Here is a 21,629-nt window from a genome sequence, read left to right on the forward strand (position 1 = left end):
GTGGCGAATCTCGCATGCGGTTCAGTTCGTGGTGCGATAGCGCTCTGCCACCTGCGCCTGCCGGATGTCTCCGATCAGCGTCTGGCGGGCCTTGTTCAGCGCCTCCCAGTGGGCGCCGTCCTGCAGCGGCGGGATCGTCACGAGTTCACGGCGGTCGAAGCCGAGCAGCGCGGCATCCACCAACTCGTCAACGCCCATGAAGTCGGACATCGCGTTGACGGGGATGCCGGCACGCTCCCAAATCTCGGTACGGGTTCCTGCAGGCAACACCGCCTGGACGTAGACGCCCTTGGGCGAGAGTTCGAGGCTCAGCCCCTGGGACAGGAATAGCACGAAGGCCTTGGTCGCGCCGTAGACCGACATGCCGAACTCAGGCGCCAGGCCGACCACGGAGCTGATGTTGATGATGGCACCTTGGCCGGCCTGCACCAGACGCGGGGCGATGGCACTGGATAGCCTGACCAGCGCGGTGGTGTTGAGGGCGACCAGGCGAGCGACGTCGTCTGTCCGCTGGTCGATGAACGGACCGGACAGCGCGGCCCCGGCGTTGTTGACCAGGGTGCCAATCCGGGCGTCCTCGCGCAAACGCTTTTCGACGGCAGCCAAGTCGCCGGGCTGGGTCAGATCGGCGACAAGGATGTCGACCGCAGCGCCGGTTTCTTGGCGCAGGCGCGCCGCGAGCGTTTCCAGCCGTGCTTGGTCACGCGCGACCAGCACCAGGTCGTGGCCTCGGCGTGCAAAACGCTCGGCATAGGCGGCGCCGATGCCGGTGGAGGCGCCGGTGATGAGGACCGTGGGCAGTATGGTCATGGTTGGTTCCTGGCAGTGTCGGGAAAGCTGGCGCAACGGTGGTTGCGCCAGGAGGTAGAAGTGGAGGGAGGTCGCTGTGACCCGGTCAGGACGCGGCGGCCGGCGAGTCCAGGAACAGCGCCGTGTGGGCGACGAACAATTCGGGATACTGGAACTGCGAACCGTGCCCCGAGTCGGGGTAAAGAAGCAGTTGCGCATTGGGAATGTGCTGCTGCAGCGTGAATGCGTTGATGCTGGGCACCATGATGTCGTTGTGGCCGTTGACCACCAGCGTGGGCTGGCCAATCTCCTTCAGGTACGCGTAACGCTCGCCGCGCGGCTGCGTCCAATCGATGATGGAGGCGAACTGGGCTTTCAGGACCTCGACGGAGGACGGCGGGTCCTGGTCCTGGCGCTCGTGCCGGCGCTTCCAGAATGCACGGCCTGCAGCCTGGCTGGCCTCGGAAGGCGAGAAGAAGAGGTACAGGAAATCATCCTCGCTCGGTACGGGATTGCCGGCCACCTGCATCACCCGCTTGTCCGGGTTGGCCTCCCCATTACGCGGGCCCGTGCCGACCAGGACCAGGCGGCGTACCAGGCCCGGATAGCGGTGCGTTAAGCTCTGCGCCACGAAGCCACCGATGGAAAAGCCCAGCACGTCCACCTGCGGCAGGCCGAGCGCCTGGACAAAATCGGCGATACCATCGGCCATGCCATCGACGGTGGTGGCGGGCGCGCCGCCGGAACTGGCCACGCCGGCGTAATTGACCAGGATCACCGGGCGGCCCTGGCCGAGGCCATCGGTGACCAGGGGATCCCAGTTGTCCATGCCGCCGCGAAAGTGCTGCAGGAAGACCAGCGGCGTGCCGGACTCGGCGCCAAAGCGGCGATAGGCGAAACGTACGCCGTTGGCCTCGATGAACTGGGTGGGTGCGCTGATGTGGGTGTTGCTCATGGCATCGACTTCCAAAAAGTGCTGTGAATGGGCTGCTGAAATTCAGGCGGACAGCGCCGGATAGTCGGTGTAGCCCGCAGCGCCACCGCCATAGAGCGTGGCCGGGTTCAACTGAGCCAGCGGGGCATCGGTCTTCAGGCGTTCGACCAGGTCGGGGTTGGCGATGAAGTCGTGGCCGAAGGCGACGAGATCGACCTTTCCCTCCCGCAAGCGGGTTTCAGCCAGATCGCGGGTGTAGCCGTTGTTGGCCAAGTAGGTCTGCTGGAAGCGGCTACGCAGCGCATCGAAGTCGAACGGCGTCGCATCGCGCGGGCCGCCGGTCGCGCCTTCGACCACATGCAGGTAGACGATGCCCAGCGCACTCAGTTGTTCCGCGACGTAGTCGAACTGGGCCTGCTCATTGGCAGAAGGCACGATGCCGCTGGCCGGCGACACGGGGGAAATGCGCACGCCCGTGCGCTCGGCACCAATCTCTTTGGCCACTGCGGCGGTCACCTCGATCAGAAGCCGGGCACGGTTCTCGACCGAGCCGCCGTAGGCGTCGGTGCGGACGTTCGCGGTTTCACGCAGGAACTGGTCGAGCAGGTAGCCGTTGGCACCGTGCACTTCCACACCATCGAAACCGGCCGCGATGGCATTGGCCGCCGCCTGACGGAAACTCTCGACGATGTCCGGGATTTCTTCCAGCGTCAGCGCACGCGGTTCGGACACGTCGACAAAAGCGTTATTTACGAAGGTCTTGGTCTGGGCGCGGATGGCCGACGGTGCCACTGGCGCAGCGCCACCGGGCTGCACCGACACGTGCGAGACACGGCCCACATGCCACAGCTGCACGAAAATCTTGCCACCTTTGGCATGCACCGCATCGGTGACCTGGCGCCAACCGGCGATCTGCTCGGGCGTGTAGAGGCCGGGCGTGTCCTGGTAACCCTGCGCCTGGGCCGACACCTGGGTCGCCTCGGTGATGACCAAGCCAGCCGATGCGCGCTGGGCGTAGTAGGTGGCGGCCAACGCGCTCGGCACTAGGCCGGCGCCCGCACGATTGCGCGTCAGCGGGCCCATGACGATGCGGTTGGCCAGGGTCAAATCGCCCAGGGCGTAAGCGTCAAACAGTGTCTTTTCGGTCATGTTGCAGCGACTCGTCGTGTTGAAAAAGCCTTTATGATGACGTTCGTAATCTTAATAGTCAATATTTTGATGATGATCGACATCAATGTATAGTTGATCTCTCGCACACCCATGAACCCACGATGGCAGAACCATGAAAGTCACCAAGGCGCAGGCACAAGCCAACCGGGCGCACGTTGTCGAGACAGCGTCCGCGTTGTTTCGAGAACGGGGCTACGACGGGGTCGGCGTGTCCGATCTCATGGCGGCCGCCGGTTTCACCCACGGGGGCTTCTACAAGCAGTTCGCATCCAAAGCGGACCTGATGGCGGAGTCGGCCGCCTGTGGCATCGCGCAAACCGCCGCGCTCAGCGCCGGTGCGGACCTGCGGGACTTCGTGCGGGTGTATCTCTCACGTGAGCACCGTGACAGCCGGTCCACCGGATGCACGATGGCGGCGCTGGGCGGGGACGCCGCACGTCAGCCCGAAGCCGTTCGAATGCGCTTCGCGGAGGGGATAGAGTGCCTGCTGGCGGCACTCAACCGGGAGGACAGTGCGTTGGACGAAGTCGACGCCAGACAGTCGCGCGAGCAAGCCGTCGACGCGCTGGCGCATGTGGTCGGCGCCATCGTGCTGTCTCGTGCATGCCCGGACGATGCGCCGCTGGCTGACGAAATCCTGACAGTGTGCCGGGACAAAATCCTGGCCTCGTTGAACCGCTCGTGAGCCGGCTACGTGGCAAGGGCTCCGAAGTGATCGGGACTATGGCTGCTATTTCGACGTGTTCGACGAACTAGGCGAGTTTCGCTTCTTCGAGAGGTTGCCCAAGGCCCTAGCCTAGCGCGCTGTCCTCGCCGGGCAGGTGTCAATGCGCGAGGCCGCGCATCCGGACAATCCAGCCTTGCTGCGCAACTTCCTAAATGGACGTGGTTCAGCGATATCGCAGCAGGTGATCCTTTCGGCATCGCCAGATCCGCACGGTATTCCCACCGCCTCAATGTGACACGCGATGAAACTTCGGCATCTGCGTTACCGTTTCGCCGTAGCCGAAGAACTTCGCTCGCGCCTCCGAAAGGCTCGGCTTAAACAGCCCGCTCTGTCGCGCACCTTCAGGTGACCAAGTCTGCCTCCATTTGGCTTGACCACCGCGACTGCGGACAATTTCCATGCTCGTTTCCTTTTCGAGGAGGCCACAGATCAGCGGGCGCTGTCGATGATGGAGCCACCAACGGGCGTGAGGCTCGATCCGGTAATGAACTGGCTGTCCTTGCTGGCGAGGAACAGCACGACCGGGGCAGTGTCTTCTTCTGGTGAACCGTAGCGACCCAGGGCATTGGTCGCCGCCGGCACGTTGACTTCCGGACCCCACGTTTCAGCGACCGGCAGGACGTTGTTCACGGTGAGCTTGTCGCAACCCTATTCGCGGGCAGCCGTTCGGGTCAGGGCGCGAATGGCCTCTTCGCCATGTTGTAAGGGCCGTAGCCGACCAGCCCGACCACACCGGCCATCGAACCGAAGTAGATAACGCGCCCTTCGCCGCTAGCCTTGAGGTAGGGGTAAGCCGCCTGCATCGCGCGAAGGTATGTGGATGCAGCGACCTTGCTCGCTGCTGTGCCCTTGAGCTTTCCACCGCGAAGCGCCTATGTGGCGCCTAGCTCAAAAAGCGGCAAGAGCACGCGGAGGCTGAAATCTGGTCTAACCTATTGCCCCGTAAGACCTTTCATCGTGCTGTCTGTCTGCACTAAAGACTTGACAGCGGACATTTTTCATGGCCGAATCGGCCGCCGGCGCTCATGGAACAAGCGCCTTTAGCTACAAAATCAATAGCGCACGAAAGTCGTTGACGTTGGTGTGCGTGGGGCCAGTGACCACCAGGTCGCCCAGGGCGCCGAAGAAGCCATAGGCATCGTTGCGGTCCAGGTGCGCCGCGATGCGCAGGCCGGCCGCGCCGGCGCGGGACAGGGTGTCCGGGGCCACGTGGGCGCCGGCGTTGTCCTCTACGCCGTCGATGCCGTCGGTGTCGGCCGCCAGCGCCCATACGCCGGGCTCGCCCTGCAGCGCCTGCGCCAGGCCCATGCAGAACTCCCCCGCCCGGCCGCCCCGGCCACGCGGCGTGCCCGGCGCCTGCGGGCGCACCGTCACCGTGGTCTCGCCACCCGACAGGATCACGCAGGGCCGGGCGAATGGCTGGCCGTGCCGCGCCACCGCCCGGGCCAGGGCGGCATGCACCTTGCCCACTTCGCGGGATTCGCCTTCCATCGCGTCCGAGAGGATGTAGGCCGCCACGCCCGCCGCGCGCGCCGCCTCGGCCGCCGCCTCCAGCGCCTGGCGGGGCGTGGCTGTCAGGTGCACGGCATGGCCGGCGAAGAGCGGGTCGCCGGGCTTGGGCGTCTCCAGCGCGCCGGCTTGCATCGCGGCGCGCACGTCGGCCGGCACGTCGATGCGGTAGCGCTCCAGGATCGCCAGCGCGTCGGCGCAGGTGGTCGCGTCGGGCACGGTGGGGCCGCTCGCGATGATCGACGGGTCGTCGCCCGGCACGTCGCTGATGGTGAGGGTGACCACGCGCGCCGGCGCGCAGGCCGCCGCCAGCCGCCCGCCCTTGATGCGCGAGAGGTGCTTGCGCACGCAGTTCATCTCGTCGATGGCGGCGCCGCTCTCCAGCAATGCGCGGTTGATGCGCTGCTTGTCCTCCAGCGTCAGGCCGTCTGCCGGCAGGGTGAGCAGGGCCGAGCCGCCGCCGGAGATAAGGCACAGCACCAGGTCGTTTCGCGTCAGCCCGTGCGTGAGCGCCAGCATGCGCCGGGCCGCCTGCAGCCCGGCCGCGTCCGGCACCGGGTGCGCGGCCTCCACCACCTCGATGCGCCGGGGCAGGCCGGCGGGCCGGGGCGGCGTGTGGCCGTAGCGGGTGACGACCAGGCCGCCGAGCGGCGCCTCGGCCGGCCAGAGCGCCTCCACCGCCTGCGCCATGGCGCCTCCTGCCTTGCCCGCGCCCAGCACCAGGGTGCTGCCGCCGCTCGCGGCGCTGGGCGGCTCGGGCAGGAACGCGGCGGTGTTGTGCAGCGGCAGCGCGCGGCGGATGGCGGCGCCCAGCAGGTATTCGAGGAAGCGCGCGGGCTCGGTGGCGGGGTCGGGTGCGGGCGATGCAGTGGAAGCGGTGGCGGTCATGAAGGGTCTCCGCCGTGCATTCTGCCGCCACGTGGCACCGGGACCGAACCACGGAGTGCACAGCGACGGAAGGTATCTACCGCGAAGATCGGCCTGAGCGCCAGCCGGCTTGCAGGCGCGCATGGGTCTTGCTCAGCTCTACCCCAGCGCGGGTAAGTCCTAGCTTTTGCACTCGTTCAGGGACTAGGAACTGCATCCATATTTGTATACAAACATGGATGCATGAAACGTGTGCAAACAAATCACCCACCGCACCAAAGCAATGCACCAGGAGAGACCATGTCCACAGCCACACCCCCTGCCGGCGCCATGCCAGCATCCACGGCCCCGTCTGGCCATTCGCCGCATGGCGGCAACGCGCTCATCAAGCCCGACTACCACCCGCGCCTGACCAATGAAGACCTCGCTCCGCTGAAAAAGCAGACCTGGGGCCAATACAACATCTTCGCGTTCTGGATGTCCGACGTGCACAGCGTGGGCGGCTATGTCACGGCTGGCAGCCTGTTCGCGCTGGGGTTGTCCAGCTGGCACGTGATGGCGGCGCTCCTCATCGGCATCGTCATCGTGCAGTTCTTCTGCAACCTGGTGGCCAAGCCCAGCCAGGTGACGGGCGTGCCCTACCCGGTGATCTGCCGCGCCTCTTTTGGCGTGCTGGGCGCCAACATCCCGGCCATCATCCGTGGGCTGATCGCGGTGGCCTGGTACGGCATCCAGACCTACCTTGCCTCCAGCGCCTTCATGATCCTGGCGTTGCACTTCTACCCTTCGCTCGACGCCTATGCCGACGTGGCGCAGCACGGCTTCGCGGGTCTCTCGACCCTGGGCTGGGTATCGTTCATGGTCATGTGGGTGCTGCAGGCTCTGGTGTTCTGGCACGGCATGGAGGCGATCCGCCGCTTCATCGACTGGGCCGGCCCGGGCGTCTATGTGGTGATGGGCATCCTGTGCGGCTGGCTGGTCTGGAAGGCCGGCTGGAAGCACATCGACCTGAACCTGGGCGGCGTCCGCTTCCAGGGTTGGGACGCGGTGCCGGTGATGCTCTCGGCCATCGCGCTGGTGGTGAGCTATTTCAGTGGCCCCATGCTCAACTTCGGCGACTTCTCGCGCTATGGGCAAAGCTTCGATGCGGTGAAGAAGGGCAACTTCTGGGGCCTGCCGGTCAACTTCGTCTTTTTCTCGCTGCTCACCGTCGTCAGCACCGCCGCCACGCTGCCCGTGTTCGGCGAACTCATCACCGACCCGGTCCACACCGTGGGCCGCATCGATTCGACCACCGCCGTGGTGCTGGGCGCGCTCACCTTCATGATCGCCACCGTCGGCATCAACATCGTGGCCAACTTCGTGTCGCCCGCGTTCGATTTCTCCAACGTGGCACCGCAGCACATCAGCTGGCGCACGGGCGGCATGATCGCCGCCGTCGGCTCGATCTTCATCACGCCCTGGAACCTCTACAACAACCCGCAGGTCATCCACTACACGCTGGACATCCTGGGCTCGTTCATCGGGCCGCTGTTCGGCATCCTGATCGCCGACTACTACTTCGTACGCCGCCAGCAGGTGGTGGTGGACGACCTCTACAGCATGGAGCGCGAGGGCCGCTACTGGTACAGCAACGGCTACAACCCCCGCGCCGTGATGACCATGGTGCCGGCCGCGCTGGTGCCCATCCTCTGCGTGATCGTGCCCAGCTGGCGCGGCGCGGCGAACTACGCCTGGTTCATCGGCATGGGCCTGGGCTTCGTCATCTACATGGCCCTGAACCGCCATAGCGGCAACGGCAACGGCAGCGGAAAGAACTGACTCCCATCGTGCGCATCAAGATCATCAACCCCAACACCACCTGGAGCATGACCGACAAGATCGGCGACTGCGCACGCGCCGTGGCGCGGCCGGGCACCGAGGTGATCGCCGTCAGCCCCGCCATGGGGCCTGCGTCCATCGAAAGCCATTACGACGAGGCGCTGGCGGTGCCCGGCCTGCTGCAGGAGATCGCCCTGGGGGAGGCGGCCGGCGTCGATGGCTATGTGATCGCCTGCTTCGGCGATCCGGGCCTGAAGGCCGCCCGCGAGCTGGCGCGCGGGCCAGTGCTGGGCATCGCCGAAGCCGCCATGCACCTGGCCAGTATGGTGGGATCACGCTTTTCGGTGGTGACCACGCTCGGCCGCACGATGGGCCAGGCCTGGCACCTGGCCGAGGTCTACGGCATGGAACGCTTCTGCGCCAACGTGCGCGCCTGCGAGCTGCCAGTGCTGGAGCTGGAAGTGCCCGGCTCCCACGCCCGCGAACGCATCGTGGATGAATGCCGCCGCGCGCTGGCCGAGGACGGCTGCGACACCATCGTGCTGGGCTGCGCCGGCATGGCCGACCTGTGTGACCACATCGGCCAGACGCTGGGCGTGCCGGTGATCGACGGCGTGGCGGCCGCCACCACGCTGGTCGAATCGCTGGTGACGCTGCGGCTGGCGACCAGCAAGCACGGCGAGCTGGCCCGTCCGCTGCCCAAGGCGATGGCCGGTGCGCTGGCCGCCTTCACGCTGGACGCTGCCCCCGCCGCGCCGTAACGGCCCGCCCAGGCACCCCACCCGCCGCCCGGGCCGCGCGGCGGGCGTGATCGACACAGGGGTATTCGCTATTGAAACCATAGCGCCACGCGCTGGACCTCCAAGCCTTTCGCGAGGTTTCCACCGGAAACGCCCCAACCACCTGCGCCAGGCGCTATCTTTTTGGAAGCTTCCCGCCGCCCGGTCGCGCCACAATCCAGCCATGCCCCGCGCCGCTTCCTCTCCTCGCCCCCAGACCCCTTCCGCCGGTGCCGCAACAGCGCGCTCCGCGGGCGCCGCCCCCCGGGCGCGTGGCGCGCAACGCGCAGCCAGCCCGCCCACCGGGGAGCCGGCCCCAGTCCCTGCCGAGGGCGAAGCCACCCAGGCGTCCATCGAAAGCATCGCCCGCGACCTGGCGAGCGCCATCGTCGAGAAGCGGCTGCCGCCCGGCACCTGGCTGCGCGAGGAGGCGCTGGGCCGCGTCTACTCGGTCAGCCGCACGAAGATCCGGGCGGCGCTAGTGATGCTCGCCAAGGACCGGCTGATCGAGACCATCCCCGACAAGGGCTCGTTCGTGAGCCGCCCCAGCGTGCAGGAGGCCCGCGAGGTGTTCGCCGTGCGCCGCATCCTGGAAAGCGAAGTGGTGCGCCTCTTCGTGGCCAAGGCCGGCCGGGCGGACTACCAGCTGCTGGAGCAGCACATCCGCTTCGAGCGCAGCACGCTCAAGACCAGCACCACCGCCGGCCACGTGCAGGAAAAGCTGCTGGGCGACTTCCACGTCGCCCTGGCCGAGGCCGCCGGCAACCAGACGCTGGCGCAGCTGGTCAGCGACATGGTGGCGCGCTGCTCGCTCATCGCCATGCTCTACCACTCGTCGAACGACCCGCACTGCTCGTCGGGCGAGCACGCGGAGTTCCTGCGCATCTGCAAGAGCGGCGACGCCGACGCGGCCGTCGCCTGCATGGTGGAGCATCTCGCCCGCATCGAGGCCAGCCTGGCGCTGGACGCGGGCCGCGCCGACCGGCAGCACGACCTGGTCAAGGCACTGCTGGCCTGAGCACATCGCGCGGCGGACCGGGCGCGGCCGGGGCCGGCCCGGGTTTCCACGGTGGTGGTGGCACTCATTTTGCATACACTTTTTCCATACACCAGTGTGCACGATGCCATCCGAAGGAACCCGCTCCATGTCCACCGCCTCTTCCGCCCTCCACCCCGTGGACCAGCACCTGCCCGCCGGCCAGCTCACCGCCCTGGGCCTGCAGCACGTGCTGGTCATGTACGCCGGGGCGGTCGCCGTGCCGCTCATCATCGGCCGCGCCCTCAACCTCACGCCGGACCTGGTGGCCAAGCTCATCTCGGCCGACCTGTTCTGCTGCGGCCTGGTCACGCTGATCCAGGCGCTGGGCGCCACGCGCTGGTTCGGCGTGCAGCTGCCGGTGATGATGGGCGTGACGTTCGCGGCCGTGGCGCCCATGGTGTCCATGGCGCAGTCCACGGCCGGGCCGGCCGGCGCCGGGCTGATCTTCGGCTCGGTGATCGGCGCGGGCGTGGTCTCGATCCTGATCGCGCCGCTCATCAGCCGCATGCTGCGTTTCTTCCCACCGGTGGTGACGGGCACCATCATCGCGGTGATCGGCATCAGCCTGATGCGCGTGGGCATCAACTGGATCTTCGGCAACCCCGTCGGCCCCACGGCGCCGGCCGTCGTCAACCCCGACCACGTGAAGTGGCTGGCCGAAGCCCAGGCCGCGGCCGGCGCGCCGGGCTCTTCGCTGCCGCCGGTGCCCCAGGGCTTCGCGGTGGTGCCCACCGTGCCCAACCCGCGCTACGGCGACCTGACAGGCGTGGGCATCTCGGCGCTGGTGCTGCTCTCCATCCTGCTGATCGCCAAGTTCGCCCGGGGCTTTCTGGCCAACATCTCGGTGCTGCTGGGCATCTGCATCGGCGGCGTGGCCGCCACGGCCATGGGCCTCATGAGCTTCGACAAGGTGGCCAAGGCGCAGTGGTTCGACCTGGTGCTGCCCTTCGAGATCGCGCTGCCCATCTTCGACCCGGTGCTGATCCTCACCATGACGCTGGTGATGGTCGTGGTGATGATCGAATCCACCGGCATGTTCCTGGCGCTGGGCGAGATGACCGACCGCAAGATCGACCAGGCGGCGCTCACGCGCGGGCTGCGGACCGACGGGCTGGGCACGCTCATCGGCGGCATCTTCAACACCTTCCCCTATACGAGCTTTTCGCAGAACGTGGGCCTGGTGGCGGTGACCGGCGTGAAGAGCCGCTTCGTCTGCGTGGCGGGCGGCTTGATCCTGATCCTGCTGGGACTGCTGCCCAAGATGGCGGCGCTGGTCGAGTCGCTGCCCACCGTGGTGCTGGGCGGCGCGGGGCTGGTGATGTTCGGCATGGTGGCGGCCACCGGCATCCGCATCCTGGGCGCGGTCGATTTCAAGACCAACCGGTTCAACGCGATGATCGTGGCCGTTTCCATCGGCGTGGGCATGGTGCCGCTGGTGGCGCCCAACTTCCGCCAGTGGATGCCGCACTCTATTCATCCGCTCATCGAATCCGGTATTCTGCTGGCCTCGATCACCGCCGTGCTCCTGAATGTTTTCTTCAATGGCGCCAGCCGCGACACCTCCGCGGCCGTGGACGCCGCCCGGCAGGCCGACGCGCACTGACGCCGGCCCGCGCCGCAGGGCGAGCCCCGCACCGGGGTTCGCCGCCCGCCCAGCCCGCCGCCGCGCCGCTCCTGCCGGGGCGGCGTCACGTCATGCGCACAACGCATGGGCCCGGGGCGCCACCGCCCAGGCACGGCGTTAAGCTCGACCGGCACCGCCTTTTTTTGGTACTTCGCACCCTGCACCCTGCAATTTCTCGGGAATCCGTATGACCCAGCAACTCTCCGCCGCCGAAGCCGCCCTGCGCGAAGCCGCGCTCGAATACCACCGCAGCCCCGTGCGCGGCAAGATCTCCGTCACGCCCACCAAGCCGCTGTCCAACCAGCGCGACCTGTCGCTGGCCTATTCGCCCGGCGTGGCCTACCCGTGCCTGGACATCCAGGCCGACCCGTCGCTGGCGGCCGAATACACCTCGCGCGGCAACCTGGTCGGCGTCATCACCAACGGCACGGCCGTGCTGGGCCTGGGCGACATCGGCCCGCTGGCCGGCAAGCCGGTGATGGAGGGCAAGGGGTGCCTGTTCAAGAAGTTCGCCGGCGTCGACGTGTTCGACATCGAGCTGGCCGAGCGCGACCCGGACAAGATCATCGACATCGTGGCGGCGCTGGAGCCCACGCTGGGCGGCATCAACCTGGAAGACATCAAGGCGCCCGAGTGCTTCTACATCGAGCGTGAACTCTCCAAGCGCATGAACATCCCGGTGTTCCATGACGACCAGCACGGCACGGCCATCATCTCCAGCGCCGCGCTGCTCAACGGCCTGGAACTGGTGGGCAAGGACATCGGCGCCGTGAAGGTGGCCGTCTCCGGCGCCGGCGCCGCCGCCATCGCCTGCCTGGACGTGATGGTGGGCCTGGGCGTGAAGCGCGAGAACATCTACGTGGTCGACTCCAAGGGCGTGATCTACGAGGGCCGCGGCCCGCTGGACGAGTCCAAGGCCCGCTATGCGCAGAAGACCCAGGCCCGCACCCTGGCCGACGTGGTGAACGGCGCCGACGTGTTCCTGGGCTGCTCGGCCCCCGGCGTGCTGACGGCCGAGATGGTGAAGACTATGGCCGACAAGCCGATCATCCTGGCGCTGGCCAACCCCGAGCCCGAGATCCGCCCCGAGCTCGCCAAGGCCATCCGCCCCGACTGCATCATCGCCACCGGCCGTTCGGACTATCCGAACCAGGTGAACAACGTGCTGTGCTTCCCCTACATCTTCCGCGGCGCGCTCGACTGCGGCGCGACGAAGATCACCGAGGCCATGAAGCTCGCCTGCGTGCGCGAGATCGCCGACCTGGCCAAGGCCGAGATGAGCGACGAGGTGGCCGCCGCCTACGCGGGCCAGGAGCTGTCGTTCGGCCCCGACTACCTGATCCCCACGCCCTTCGATGCGCGCCTGATCCTGCGCATCGCGCCCGCCGTGGCCAAGGCCGCCGAGGAATCGGGCGTGGCCACCCGTCCCATCGAGGACTATGCCGCCTACCGCGAGAGCCTGACGCGCTTCGTCTACCAGACCAGCATGTTCATGCGCCCGGTGTTCGCCGCCGCCAAGGCCGCGCCCCAGCGCGTGGCCTATGCCGAGGGCGAGGACGACCGCGTGCTGCGCGCCGCCCAGGTCGCGGTCGATGACGGCCTGGCCCGGCCCATCCTGATCGGCCGCCCGGCCGTGATCGAGATGCGCATCAAGAAGGCCGGCCTGCGCCTGCAGCCGGGCCGCGACGTGGAAATCTGCGACCCCGAGGACGACCCGCGCTTTCGCCAGTACTGGGAGGCCTACCATGCCCTCATGGGCCGCGACGGCATCACGCCCGAGACGGCCAAGGCCGCCGTGCGCCGCTCCAACACGCTCATCGGCGCGCTGATGGTGCGCCTGGGCGACGCGGACGCGCTGCTGTGCGGCCTGGTGGGGCGCTTCGACCATCACCTGGACCACATCCGCCACGTGATCGGGCTGCAGGAAGGCACGCCGGGCTTCGCCACCGTGAACGCGCTGATGCTCGACCAGCACACCCTGTTCATCGCCGACACCTACATCAACGAAGACCCCACCGCCGAGCAACTGGCCGGCATCGCCCAGCTGGCGGCGGACGAAGTGCAGCGCTTCGGGCTGCCGCCCAAGGTCGCCTTCCTGTCGCACTCCAACTACGGCTCGTCCACCCGCCCGTCGGCGCGCAAGATGCGCGCGGCCCGCGACCTGTTCAAGCAGGCCGCGCCGCACATCGAATGCGACGGCGAGCTGCACGGCGACGCGGCGCTGTCGGAGAGCGTGCGCCGCAAGTCGCTGATCGAGACCACGCTGGAAGGCGCGGCCAACGTGCTGATCTGCCCCAACCTGGACGCCGCGAACATTCTGTTCAACGTGCTGAAGACCACCGGCAGCCACGGCACCACCATCGGCCCGATCCTGCTGGGCGCGGCGGCCTCCGCCCATGTCCTCACGCCCTCGTCCACCGTGCGCCGCGTGGTCAACATGACGGCCCTGGCCGCCGCCAACGCCGCCGCCGACAAGCTGCGCCGCGCCGGCTGACCGCCGGGTGCCGGGCAGCCGCGCCGACGGCCTGCCCGGCTGCTTTCGGCCGGCGGCGCGCTTAGCGCTCGGCCAGCCGGTCCCACGGAACCTGCAAAACGCCGCGTCCCACGCGGCGTTTTGCATGGCGTAAGCCCGGTTGCACCAGTTTGGTGAGCACTCCATCATCCTGCCCACAAGGAGATGGCCCGATCTGTATACAAAAACGGGCATCGATCTTGCGAACCCCCGGGCGATGGCGCGGCCCTGCCGGCCGCGTTCCTCCCACGCTCTTGACTGAACGGAGTTTCCGCATGAACAAACGATCCCTGCTGCAAGCCGCGCTGGCCTTCGCCTGCGCCGGTGCCTTCTCCATCGCTCAGGCCCAGACGCCCACGCCGATCAAGTTCCAGCTCGACTGGCGTTTCGAGGGCCCCTCCGCCTTCTTCCTGCTGCCCACGGCCAAGGGCTACTTCAAGGATGCCGGCCTGAACGTCACCGTGGACGCCGGCAACGGCTCGGGCGGCGCTGTGCAGCGCGTGGCCTCTGGCGCCTACGACATGGGCTTCGCCGATCTGGCGGCGGTGATGGAATTCCACGCCAACAACCCCGACGCGCAGAACAAGCCCATCGCCGTGATGATGGTCTACAACAACACGCCCGCCTCGGTGATGGCGCTCAAGAAGAGCGGCATCGCCAAACCCGCCGACCTGGCGGGCAAGAAGATGGGCGCGCCGGTGTTCGACGCCGGCCGCCGGGCCTTCCCGATCTTTGCCAAGGCCAACGGCGTGGGCAACGTGCAGTGGATCGCCATGGACCCGCCGCTGCGCGAGACCATGCTGGTGCGGGGCGACGTGGACGCCATCACCGGCTTCACCTTTACCTCGCTGCTGAACCTGGAAGCGCGCGGCGCCAAGGCGAGCGACGTGGTCGTGCTGCCCTACCCCGACTACGGCGTGAAGCTCTACGGCAACGTGATCATCGCCAGCCCCAAGCTGGTCAAGGAGAACCCCGAGGCGATCAAGGCCTTCCTGAAGGCGTTCAGCAAGGGCGCCAAGGAGGTCATCGCCAACCCGGGCGCCGCCATCGCCTACGTGAAGGAGCGCGACGGCATCGTCAACACGCAGCTGGAAACGCGCCGCCTGCAGCTCGCCATCGACACCGTCATCAACAGTCCCGACGCGCGCGCCGAAGGCTTCGGCCAGACCCAGCCCCAGCGGCTGGCACTGATGGCGTCGCAGGTGTCCGACACCTTCGCCACCAAGTCGCGCGTGAATGCCGCCGAGGTGTGGAACGGCAGCTTCCTGCCGCCAGCGGCCGAGCTGAACATCCTGCCGCGCAAGTGAGCGCCGGCGGCACGGCCGGCCCCGGTGCCACCGCCTGACGCCACCTGCCGCCATTTGCTATTCATTTCATAGCATGATGCGCCCATGGAACGGGCGCTTCAGGCCCATTCGATTCAAACCATGCTGGCTGAAGACTCCTATTTCGTGGACTTCCGTGATGTCTGGCTCGCCTACAACGACGAGCTGCTCGCGCAGAACCACTTCGCCGTGGAAGCCATCGACCTGCAGCTGCGCCGGGGCGAGTTCATCGCCATCGTCGGGCCGTCCGGCTGCGGCAAGTCCACCTTCATGAAGCTGGCCACCGGCCTGAAGATGCCCTCGATGGGCAAGATCCGCATCGACGGCGAGCCGGTCACCGGCCCGCTCAAGATCTCGGGCATGGCCTTCCAGGCGCCGTCGCTGCTGCCCTGGCGCACCACGGTCGGCAACGTGCTGCTGCCGCTGGAGATCGTGGAGCCCCACCGCAGCCAGTTCAAGGCACGGCGCAAGGAATACGAGGCCCGCGCCCGCACCTTGCTGCAGAAGGTGGGCTTAGGGGGCTATGAAGACAAGTTCCCCTGGCAGCTGTCGGGCGGCATGCAGCAGCGCGCCAGCATCTGCCGCGCCCTCATCCACGAGCCCAAGATGCTGCTGCTGGACGAGCCCTTCGGCGCGCTCGACGCCTTCACCCGCGAGGAGCTCTGGTGCATCCTGCGCGACCTGCAGGCCGAGCAGCAGTTCAACGTCATCCTGGTCACGCACGACCTGCGCGAGAGCGTGTTCCTGGCCGATACGGTCTACGTGATGAGCAAGAGCCCCGGCCGCTTCGTCGTGCGCCGCGACATCGAGCTGCCGCGCCCGCGCGAGCTGGAACTGACCTACACCAAGGAATTCACCGACATCGTGCTGGAACTGCGCGGCCACATCGGCGCGCTGCGCAAGACCGGCGGGGAGATCACCCAATGAGCATGACCGTCCAACACCGCAAGCAGGTCGAGCGCTGGTCGCCGTGGGTGCTGCTGTTCGCCGTCATCGTGGCGTGGCAGGTCATCTGCTCGGCCTTCAATGTCTCCGAGTTCATCTTCCCGAGCCCGCTGGCCATCTGGAACCAGTTCGTCGAATTCAAGTGGATCATCGCCGGCCACGCCTGGCGCACCTTCTGGGTGACCATGGCGGGCTTCGGCATCGCCATCGTGGTGGGCGTGCTGCTGGGCTTCCTGATCGGCTCCTCGCGCCTGGCGTATGCGGCCGTCTATCCGCTCATGACCGCCTTCAATGCGCTCCCGAAGGCGGCGTTCGTGCCCATCCTCGTGGTGTGGTTCGGCATCGGCGTGGGGCCGGCCATCCTCACGGCCTTCCTCATCAGCTTCTTCCCGATCATGGTCAACATCGCCACCGGCCTGGCGACGCTGGAGCCCGAGCTGGAGGACGTGCTGCGCGTGCTGGGCGCCAAGCGCTGGGACGTTCTGGTGAAGGTCGGCATGCCGCGCTCGCTGCCCTACTTCTACGGCTCGCTCAAGGTCGCCATCACCCTGGCCTTCGTCGGCACCACGGTGAGCGAGATGACCGCCGCCAACGAAGGCATCGGCTACCTGCTGATCTCCGCCGGCTCGTCCATGCAGATGGGCCTGGCCTTCGCCGGCCTGATGGTGGTGGGCGCGATGGCGATGGTGATGTACGAACTCTTCAGCGTGCTGGAAAAGCACACCACGGGCTGGGCCCACCGGGGCTCGCAGGGCGGCTGAACGGCGAGCGGCGTCCTCACGGGGCGCCGTGCGCCACCCAGGCCTGCCGGCGCCGCACCGCCGGCAGGCCGCGATCCGTGGCCCAGCCTCACGAACATCACGAGCGCCACGCGCTGCAAACCGGCTTGTCGGCCGCTGCCGCGTCTTCCTATCAGGCTGCCTGTCAGACAGCCCCGGGGCCCGCCGATGCCGGGTAACCTGAACGTTCACCAGTCCCCACGAGGACGTTCAGGAGAATTCCATGCACCACCGCGGCGACGCACCGGAAGCGTCCCATGGCCGATAGCCTGCCCACGGACGGCCACGGCGCGGTCCACGTCCCCGCCGAGAGCGACCCGCCCAGCGCCGGCGGCTGGGGTTCCATCAAGGCCGTGGCGGGCAGCGTGCTGCGCGACCGGCCGGGCATCGCCGTCGTCAAGGCGCTGGCGCTGCAGAACAAGCACGAAGGCTTCACCTGTTCCAGCTGCGCCTGGGCCAAGCCCGCGCATCCGCACGCGGCCGAGTTCTGCGAATCCGGCGCCAAAGCCACGACCTGGGAGCTGACCGGCAAGCGGGCGGGCGCCGAGTTCTTCGAGCGGCACACGCTGGCCGACCTGGCGGGATGGTCCGACCACGCGCTGGAGGCCGCCGGCCGGCTCACGGTGCCGCTGCGCTACGACGCCTGCCTGGACCGGTACCGCGAGATATCGTGGGAAGAAGCCTTCGAGGGCATCGGCCGCGAACTGCGCGCGCTGGAGCCGGATTCGGTGGTGTTCTACGCATCGGGCCGCGCTGCGCTGGAAACCTCCTACCTCTGGCAGCTGTTCGCCCGGCTCTACGGCACCAACAACCTGCCCGACAGCTCCAACATGTGCCACGAGAGCACCTCGGTGGGCCTGAAGAAATCCATCGGCTCGCCCGTCGGCACGGTGGACCTGGAAGACTTCGAGCACTGCGACGCGATCTTCTTCTTCGGCCAGAACGTCGGCGTCTCCAGCCCGCGCATGTTGCACCCGCTGCAGGAGGCGCGCCAGCGCGGCGTGCCCATCGTCACCTTCAACCCGCTGCGCGAAAGCGGGCTGGTGGCCTTCAGCAACCCGCAGTCGCCGGTGGAAATGCTCACGCCCGGCAGCACGGGCATCAGCACGCAGTACCTGCAGGTGCGCCCGGGGGGCGACGTGGCGGCGCTGACCGGGCTGTGCAAATGCGTGATCGAGGCCGACGACGCCGCCATCGCCACGGGCGGCGCCCGCGTCATCGACGCGGCCTTCGTGGCCCAGCACACGCAGGGCTACGACGAGCTGGCGCAGGCCATGCAGCGCGCTTCGTGGGACGACATCGAGCGCGAATCGGGCCTCTCCCGCGCCAGCCTGGAGCAGGCCGCCCAGACCTACATGGGCGCGCAGCGCGTGATCGGCGTCTACGGCATGGGCCTGACGCAGCACCGCGAAGGCGTGCTCAACGTACAGATGCTGGCCAACTGGCTGCTGCTGCGCGGCAATGTGGGCACGCCCGGCGCGGGGCTGTGTCCGGTGCGGGGCCATTCCAACGTGCAGGGCCAGCGCACGGTCGGCATCACCGAAAAGCCAGAACTCGCTCCGCTGGACCAGCTGGCACGCCAGTTCCAGTTCGAGCCGCCGCGCCACAAGGGGCTGGACACCGTGGGCGCCTGCCAGGGTGTGCTGGACGGGTCGGTGCGCGCCTTCCTGGGCCTGGGCGGCAACTTCGTGCGCGCCGTGCCCGAGACCGCGCTGATCGAATCGGCCTGGCAGCGCCTGCGCCTCACGGTACAGATCGCCACCAAGCTCAACCGCAGCCATGTGATGCATGGCGAGGTGGCCTATCTGCTGCCCTGCCTGGGCCGGGTGGAGATCGACCGGCAGGCCAGTGGCGAGCAGACAGTGTCCACCGAGGATTCGACCGGCGTCATGCACCCCTCGCGGGGCGTGGCGGAACCGGCGGCGGCCACGCTCCGTTCCGAGCTGGCCATCGTCGCGGGCATCGCGCAGGCCACTCTGCCGCCAGAAGGCACCGTGCCCTGGCAAGCCTGGACGGACGACTATGCCCGCGTGCGGCGCGCCATTGCCGACACGTTCCCGAAGATCTTCCACGACTTCAACGAACGTCTGGCCACACCCGGCGGCTTCGCGCGGCCCAACGCGGCGCGCCAGCGGGTCTGGGAGACGGACAGCGGCAAGGCCGTGTTCACCACCCCGCAGGGCATGGACGCCGATCCGGACGAGGTGCCGACCCCGGTGGAGGGCGATGTGCTGCGGCTTTTCACCCTCCGCAGCGACGACCAGTTCAACACCACCATCTACAGCCTGGACGACCGCTTCCGTCGGATCGAGGGCAACCGGCGCGTGCTGCTCATGAATGCCCAGGACATCGACCGGCTGGGCCTGCGGGCGGGCGAGGTGGTGACGGCGCGGACCGAGTGGCGGCAGGACGACGTGCGCCGCGAGGTGGGCGGGCTCACGGTGGTCGCCTACGACCTGCCGCCCGGCTCGGTGGCGGGCTACTACCCCGAGCTCAACCCGCTGATGCCCCTGAAGCACCATGCCCGCGAAAGCCACGTGCCCGCGGCCAAATCGATCCCGGTCCGGGTGCATGCCGGCTGAGCCGTCCTCCACCGCTCGGCCGCCGCCAACTCCTCTTTCTTCGACTCCCTTCCCTTTTCAGCCCGAGAGCCGCCATGCGCCCAGACACCGCCAGCCCATCGCCCGTGCCCTTCCACGCCGCCGTCGAACACAGCGAGCCCGACGAACCCGAGGTGATCGAGGAACTGGATGAGACCCTCGCCAAGATCCGCGAGAAGACCTTCGACAACAGCGGCCACGCCCGGCGCAGCGTGCATGCCAAGGCCCACGGCGTGCTGCACGCCCGGCTGACGGTGCTGCCCGGCCTGCCCGAGGCACTCGCGCAGGGCCTCTTCGCCCAGCCCGGCAGCTACGACGCGATCATGCGGTTCTCGACCAACCCCGGCGACGTGCTTGACGACAAGGTGTCGCTGCCGCGCGGCCTGGGGCTCAAGATCCTGGGCGTGCCCGGCGCCCGCCTGCCCGGCTCGGAGGGCGACAGCACCCAGAACTTCGTTTTCGCCGACAGCCCCGTCTTCGCCGCGCCCACCGCCAAGAAGTTCCTCGGCAACCTCAAGCCCCTGGCGGCGACCACCGACGTGGCCGAAGGCGCCAAGAAGGCGCTGTCGGCCACCCTGCAGGTGGCGGAGCGGGTGGTCGAGGCCTTCGGCGGGCAGAGCGGCAAGCTGATCTCGCTCGGCGGCCACGCGCCCACGCACGTGCTGGGCGCCACCTTCTTCACTGGCGCCGCGCTGCGGCACGGCGGCTACATCGCCAAGCTGTCGCTCGCGCCGGCATCGGCGGCGCTGCAGGCCCTTGCCGGCCAGAAGGTGGATCTGGACGACCGGCCCAACGGGCTGCGCGAGGAGGTCGTCCGCTTCATGGCGGCGCACGGCGCCGAATGGGACCTGCGCGTGCAGCTGTGCACCGACCTGGAGAAGATGCCCGTGGAAGACGCCTCGGTGGAATGGCCGCAGGACGAGAGCCCCTATGTCACCGTCGCCCGGCTGGTGGCGCCGCCCCAGGCCGCCTGGAGCGAGGCCATCGCCGCAGTGTCGGAAGACGGCCTGTTCTTCAGCCCGTGGCGCGGACTGGCGGCGCACCAACCCCTCGGCAACGTGATGCGCGCCCGCAAGCTGGCGTATGAACGCTCGGCGCAGTTCCGCGCCGAGCGCAACGGCACGGCGGTGCGGGAGCCGTCGGAGCTGCCTGCCGGACTGCGATGACAGTCCGAAGGCCGAGCATGGCCGGTGAAGCGGGCGAAAGCAGATCGGCGGCCGACGCTACCGCAAAGCCGTAGCCCCCTCCCCCTTGCTGGCGCCGTGTGCGAAGCTGGGTGATGACGAGCCCGGCATGCAGGAGCGGTGACGAGATTCGCTTAAATTGAGCGCTTCATTCACGCTGTCGCCCCATGCCCCGCTTCGCCGCCAACCTGTCCCTGCTCTACAACGACGTGGACTTTCTCGACCGCTTCGCCGCCGCCGCCCGCGACGGTTTCGAGGGCGTCGAATACCTGTTCCCCTACGCCTGGCCTGCCGAGGTGCTGGCCCAGCGCCTGCGCACGCTGGGCCTGCAGCAGGTGCTGTTCAACGCCCCGCCCGGCGACTGGGAGGCGGGCGAGCGCGGCATCGCCTGCCGGCCCGGACGCGAGGCGGAATTCCGCGCCGGCATCGCCCAGGCCATCGAGTACGCCCAGGCCCTGCAATGCCCGCGCATCCACGTGATGGCGGGCCTGGTGCCGCCGGGCGCGGACCCGGCCGAAGTGCGCGCCACCTACGTCGCCAACGTGCGCCATGCGGCCGAGCAGGCCGCGCCGCACGGCATCCGCATCCTGCTGGAGCCCATCAACGGGCGCGACATGCCGGGCTTTTACCTGAACCGGCAGGACCAGGCCCATGCGCTGGTGGCCGAGACCGGCGCGGCCAACGTGCAGGTGCAGATGGACCTCTACCACTGCCAGATCGTCGAGGGCGACCTGGCGATGAAGATCCGCCAGTACCTGCCCACCGGCTGCGTGGGCCATGTGCAGATCGCGGGCGTGCCCGAACGGCACGAGCCGGACGTGGGCGAGGTGAACTACCCCTACCTGTTCCGGCTGCTCGACAGCCTGGGCTACGAAGGCTGGATCGGCTGCGAGTACCGCCCGGCACGCGGAGCAGCCCCGCACGCCACGCGCGACGGCCTGGGCTGGCTGCGGCCCTGGTTGTCCGCGCCGCACTGATTGCTATCGAATAAATAGCAACAGGCGCTTATATATCAAGCGCCGGAG

General features: G+C 68.1%; 17 protein-coding genes. 12 read left to right on the forward strand and 5 right to left on the reverse strand.

Annotated elements, in window-relative coordinates:
• Window positions 1-21: 21 nt before the first annotated feature.
• From ABWV53_RS02530 to ABWV53_RS02540, 3 genes are all read right to left on the reverse strand, one after another.
• The gene (locus tag ABWV53_RS02530; RefSeq protein WP_353362574.1) at window positions 22-810 is read right to left on the reverse strand and encodes an SDR family NAD(P)-dependent oxidoreductase; all 789 of its coding nucleotides are present in this window, start codon (window positions 808-810) and stop codon (window positions 22-24) included.
• 85 nt (window positions 811-895) lie between these two features.
• Window positions 896-1,744, reverse strand: coding sequence for an alpha/beta fold hydrolase (locus ABWV53_RS02535; protein ID WP_353362576.1), 849 nt, complete (start codon window positions 1,742-1,744; stop codon window positions 896-898).
• 42 nt (window positions 1,745-1,786) lie between these two features.
• Window positions 1,787-2,872 (reverse strand): alkene reductase, encoded by a 1,086-nt coding sequence (locus ABWV53_RS02540; RefSeq protein WP_353362578.1) that lies wholly within the window; start codon window positions 2,870-2,872, stop codon window positions 1,787-1,789.
• Window positions 2,873-3,005: 133 nt separating this feature from the next.
• Between ABWV53_RS02540 and ABWV53_RS02545 the strand changes: the two genes are divergently transcribed.
• Window positions 3,006-3,578 carry a TetR/AcrR family transcriptional regulator gene (locus ABWV53_RS02545; RefSeq protein ID WP_353362580.1) on the forward strand — a complete coding sequence of 191 codons (573 nt, stop codon included), beginning with the start codon at window positions 3,006-3,008 and terminating at the stop codon, window positions 3,576-3,578.
• Between the two features lie 471 nt (window positions 3,579-4,049).
• On the opposite strand, the gene ABWV53_RS02550 is transcribed toward ABWV53_RS02545, so the two are convergent.
• Both ABWV53_RS02550 and ABWV53_RS02555 read right to left on the reverse strand, forming a co-directional pair.
• Window positions 4,050-4,250 (reverse strand): hypothetical protein, encoded by a 201-nt coding sequence (locus ABWV53_RS02550; protein WP_353362582.1) that lies wholly within the window; start codon window positions 4,248-4,250, stop codon window positions 4,050-4,052.
• Window positions 4,251-4,664: 414 nt separating this feature from the next.
• A complete protein-coding gene (locus ABWV53_RS02555) occupies window positions 4,665-6,017 on the reverse strand; it encodes a glycerate kinase type-2 family protein (RefSeq protein ID WP_353362584.1) in 1,353 nt (450 codons plus the stop codon).
• A gap of 279 nt (window positions 6,018-6,296) precedes the next feature.
• Here ABWV53_RS02555 and ABWV53_RS02560 point away from each other — a divergent pair, with 279 nt between their 5' ends.
• The 11 genes from ABWV53_RS02560 to otnI all read left to right on the forward strand — a co-directional run bounded on the left by ABWV53_RS02560 (window position 6,297) and on the right by otnI (window position 21,581).
• Window positions 6,297-7,817, forward strand: a complete 1,521-nt coding sequence (locus tag ABWV53_RS02560; RefSeq protein WP_353362586.1) for an NCS1 family nucleobase:cation symporter-1 — start codon at window positions 6,297-6,299, stop codon at window positions 7,815-7,817.
• A gap of 8 nt (window positions 7,818-7,825) precedes the next feature.
• Window positions 7,826-8,578, forward strand: coding sequence for an aspartate/glutamate racemase family protein (locus ABWV53_RS02565; protein WP_353362588.1), 753 nt, complete (start codon window positions 7,826-7,828; stop codon window positions 8,576-8,578).
• Between the two features lie 202 nt (window positions 8,579-8,780).
• The gene (locus tag ABWV53_RS02570) at window positions 8,781-9,614 is read left to right on the forward strand and encodes a GntR family transcriptional regulator (protein WP_353362590.1); all 834 of its coding nucleotides are present in this window, start codon (window positions 8,781-8,783) and stop codon (window positions 9,612-9,614) included.
• A 127-nt stretch (window positions 9,615-9,741) separates the two neighbouring features.
• Window positions 9,742-11,238 (forward strand): nucleobase:cation symporter-2 family protein, encoded by a 1,497-nt coding sequence (locus ABWV53_RS02575; protein WP_353362592.1) that lies wholly within the window; start codon window positions 9,742-9,744, stop codon window positions 11,236-11,238.
• A 208-nt stretch (window positions 11,239-11,446) separates the two neighbouring features.
• A complete protein-coding gene (locus ABWV53_RS02580) occupies window positions 11,447-13,753 on the forward strand; it encodes an NADP-dependent malic enzyme (RefSeq protein ID WP_353362594.1) in 2,307 nt (768 codons plus the stop codon).
• A gap of 293 nt (window positions 13,754-14,046) precedes the next feature.
• Entirely contained in the window at window positions 14,047-15,078 is a 1,032-nt protein-coding gene (locus ABWV53_RS02585) for an ABC transporter substrate-binding protein (protein ID WP_353362596.1), read from the forward strand.
• A 120-nt stretch (window positions 15,079-15,198) separates the two neighbouring features.
• A complete protein-coding gene (locus ABWV53_RS02590) occupies window positions 15,199-16,023 on the forward strand; it encodes an ABC transporter ATP-binding protein (protein WP_353362597.1) in 825 nt (274 codons plus the stop codon).
• Window positions 16,024-16,025: 2 nt separating this feature from the next.
• On the forward strand, window positions 16,026-16,802 hold the full coding sequence (locus ABWV53_RS02595) for an ABC transporter permease (protein ID WP_353362750.1): 777 nt from the start codon (window positions 16,026-16,028) through the stop codon (window positions 16,800-16,802).
• Window positions 16,803-17,077: 275 nt separating this feature from the next.
• On the forward strand, window positions 17,078-19,402 hold the full coding sequence (locus ABWV53_RS02600; protein ID WP_353362598.1) for an FdhF/YdeP family oxidoreductase: 2,325 nt from the start codon (window positions 17,078-17,080) through the stop codon (window positions 19,400-19,402).
• A 74-nt stretch (window positions 19,403-19,476) separates the two neighbouring features.
• On the forward strand, window positions 19,477-20,586 hold the full coding sequence (locus tag ABWV53_RS02605; RefSeq protein WP_353362600.1) for a catalase family protein: 1,110 nt from the start codon (window positions 19,477-19,479) through the stop codon (window positions 20,584-20,586).
• A 185-nt stretch (window positions 20,587-20,771) separates the two neighbouring features.
• Window positions 20,772-21,581, forward strand: coding sequence for a 2-oxo-tetronate isomerase (gene otnI, locus ABWV53_RS02610; protein ID WP_353362602.1), 810 nt, complete (start codon window positions 20,772-20,774; stop codon window positions 21,579-21,581).
• Window positions 21,582-21,629: the final 48 nt, after the last annotated feature.

Origin of the sequence: Acidovorax sp. FG27 (assembly GCF_040365715.1) — a bacterium.
In the GTDB taxonomy this organism is placed as follows: domain Bacteria; phylum Pseudomonadota; class Gammaproteobacteria; order Burkholderiales; family Burkholderiaceae_C; genus Paracidovorax.

Excerpts from the sequence above, each read along its gene's own strand:
- ABWV53_RS02530 (WP_353362574.1), bottom strand. The coding sequence starts at position 810 with ATGACCATACTGCCCACGGTCCTCATCACCGGCGCCTCCACCGGCATC.
- ABWV53_RS02535 (WP_353362576.1), bottom strand. The coding sequence starts at position 1,744 with ATGAGCAACACCCACATCAGCGCACCCACCCAGTTCATCGAGGCCAAC.
- ABWV53_RS02540 (WP_353362578.1), bottom strand. The coding sequence starts at position 2,872 with ATGACCGAAAAGACACTGTTTGACGCTTACGCCCTGGGCGATTTGACC.
- ABWV53_RS02545 (WP_353362580.1), top strand. The coding sequence starts at position 3,006 with ATGAAAGTCACCAAGGCGCAGGCACAAGCCAACCGGGCGCACGTTGTC.
- ABWV53_RS02555 (WP_353362584.1), bottom strand. The coding sequence starts at position 6,017 with ATGACCGCCACCGCTTCCACTGCATCGCCCGCACCCGACCCCGCCACC.
- ABWV53_RS02560 (WP_353362586.1), top strand. The coding sequence starts at position 6,297 with ATGTCCACAGCCACACCCCCTGCCGGCGCCATGCCAGCATCCACGGCC.
- ABWV53_RS02570 (WP_353362590.1), top strand. The coding sequence starts at position 8,781 with ATGCCCCGCGCCGCTTCCTCTCCTCGCCCCCAGACCCCTTCCGCCGGT.
- ABWV53_RS02575 (WP_353362592.1), top strand. The coding sequence starts at position 9,742 with ATGTCCACCGCCTCTTCCGCCCTCCACCCCGTGGACCAGCACCTGCCC.
- ABWV53_RS02580 (WP_353362594.1), top strand. The coding sequence starts at position 11,447 with ATGACCCAGCAACTCTCCGCCGCCGAAGCCGCCCTGCGCGAAGCCGCG.
- ABWV53_RS02585 (WP_353362596.1), top strand. The coding sequence starts at position 14,047 with ATGAACAAACGATCCCTGCTGCAAGCCGCGCTGGCCTTCGCCTGCGCC.
- ABWV53_RS02590 (WP_353362597.1), top strand. The coding sequence starts at position 15,199 with ATGCTGGCTGAAGACTCCTATTTCGTGGACTTCCGTGATGTCTGGCTC.
- ABWV53_RS02595 (WP_353362750.1), top strand. The coding sequence starts at position 16,026 with ATGACCGTCCAACACCGCAAGCAGGTCGAGCGCTGGTCGCCGTGGGTG.
- ABWV53_RS02600 (WP_353362598.1), top strand. The coding sequence starts at position 17,078 with ATGGCCGATAGCCTGCCCACGGACGGCCACGGCGCGGTCCACGTCCCC.
- ABWV53_RS02605 (WP_353362600.1), top strand. The coding sequence starts at position 19,477 with ATGCGCCCAGACACCGCCAGCCCATCGCCCGTGCCCTTCCACGCCGCC.
- otnI (WP_353362602.1), top strand. The coding sequence starts at position 20,772 with ATGCCCCGCTTCGCCGCCAACCTGTCCCTGCTCTACAACGACGTGGAC.